Source organism: Shewanella sp. M-Br (assembly GCF_036245925.1).
Taxonomy (GTDB): Bacteria; Pseudomonadota; Gammaproteobacteria; order Enterobacterales; family Shewanellaceae; genus Shewanella; species Shewanella oncorhynchi.
In genome coordinates this window covers 1-1,808 of sequence record NZ_BJBV01000048.1, presented here as the reverse complement: position 1 = coordinate 1,808, position 1,808 = coordinate 1, and the positions used below count along the sequence as shown (strand labels likewise).

The 1,808-nt window shown below is 45.9% G+C and carries 2 protein-coding genes; both read right to left on the bottom strand.

Annotated elements, in window-relative coordinates; all coding sequences use genetic code 11:
* Positions 1-494: 494 nt before the first annotated feature.
* The gene (locus AAA952_RS22195) at positions 495-842 is read right to left on the bottom strand and encodes a BON domain-containing protein (protein WP_105250242.1); all 348 of its coding nucleotides are present in this window, start codon (positions 840-842) and stop codon (positions 495-497) included.
* A gap of 217 nt (positions 843-1,059) precedes the next feature.
* On the bottom strand, positions 1,060-1,629 hold the full coding sequence (locus tag AAA952_RS22190; RefSeq protein WP_338259675.1) for a DUF7010 family protein: 570 nt from the start codon (positions 1,627-1,629) through the stop codon (positions 1,060-1,062).
* Between the last annotated feature and the right edge of the window lie 179 nt (positions 1,630-1,808).

Below are 1,808 nucleotides of genomic sequence, written 5' to 3'. Positions count from 1 at the left end.
GGGGGCGTCTTGGAGAATCCAAGGAGGATAGGACGAGCAGTCCTCCTTGGTCGGGTGTGGGGTGAAGCCCCACGACTTTGACTTACCTCGGACGTAAGGCCGCAATTGCTAACATACTCACAGCGATAACCTTGCCAATTCAACACCAAACAAACCAGCACTATTATCGGGTGTGGGGTGAAGCCCCTTGATTCACCTCGGCCGTAAGGCCACAAAGCCAAAAACTACGTAGCAAGTGCGAAATGTGGCGCAAAGAAAATCACGACAGGTACAAACTCCAATGCACAAATCTGCCACAGCAACCGCAAGGCCAGCGTGAGTGACCATAGCTGGACTCACACATTTATAAATCAAGAAGGCCAACGCCCCGCAGCATGGTTGGCGGGGATTGGTATTTTGTGGCATAAGCGGTGAATTAAAGCCAGATAAGAGCTGCCGCTCCTGTTTGTCGTCTGTCGATTGAATACATCAAACAGGCGGCTTTACTGACATTGCTATTTTACTTCCAACCGATTATTTACCGAGTGCACACCAGAGGTTGCTGCCGTCACCCGTTCAGCTTGGTCTTTCTGAGCTTGGCTATTTACATTGCCGGAAATGGTGACATCGCCCTTGCGGGTTTCTATCTGAATATCTAAATTTTGTAGCTGCTGATCAGCGATCAACGCAGTATTAACTGCTGTGGCAATTTTAATATCATCACCAGTACCATCCTCGGTTGTTACAGTTAAGTCTGGTGTACCTGTTTGAGTATTCACATTGCCACTATCACAACCGTTAAGCAGCAAACTACCAACGAGTACAACACCAGCGGTAACGAACGTAAGTTTCATGGTTTGCATTATAAGCTCCTTCACACTGCAAAAAGTGCAGGGTAATAACCATAATGCAATAACACCAGTTTGAGCTCTGTGCGCTGGCAGACATACAAATCGATCTAGGGCGAGATCACTTGTTAGACTCTTGATTAAGCGTCAGGTGTGAAGCCCCACGACTTTGATTCACCTCGGCCATTAGGCCGCAAAGCCAAAATCTACACAATAACCCAAAGATAACCCACTAATTGCTAGCACACAGATTTTGCTGAATCTTCCAGCGGCGTTGCATCACAGGGATCGAGAATCCATAGCAAAGCACCACGATTAGAGGCTGAATTTGAAAGCTCAGCTCGGGCCAGAGCATGAAAGCTGCCACACAGGCTAAGGTGCGCACTATCGCATGCACTATGGCCACCTTTTGCGCAGCTAAAACACCGTGGACTAACCACATTAAACCTGTTTGCACCGCAAGGGCAAAAGGCAAAGCCAGATAATTTTCCATAAAAAAGGGAATACTGATGCTAAAGGTTAAAAAACTCATCCCCATCGCAGCGAGAAACACAGTCTCAAACCAATTACGCTCAGCGCTTTTCTTAAACGAGATATTCTCGCCTGTCAGCCGCGAAATACCCATGGCAAGGTAGATAATAGAACCAGTACCGATAAAGACCGCCATCACCAACTGCGAAGGAGGTAATACAAAGCTCAATAAAAACAGTAAGCTCCACACAATCATGCCGGATAAGGGCATAGCTAAAGCACGTTGTTGACGGTATTCGATTAATTGTTGGTCCAGTGATTTATGTTGCATGATTAAGCCTCCTTGTTTAGATGACTTAAGTATCTGCGTAAAATGTCCATTACAGCAGTGTGAGTTGTCAGCAATCTAGGATGACAAATGTCACTTCCTTCATCAAAGCCCTAAAATACCGAGAAAAATGATTATCCATGGCTGAATTTACTTGGTATTAGGTTGAAAAAAGCGACGAT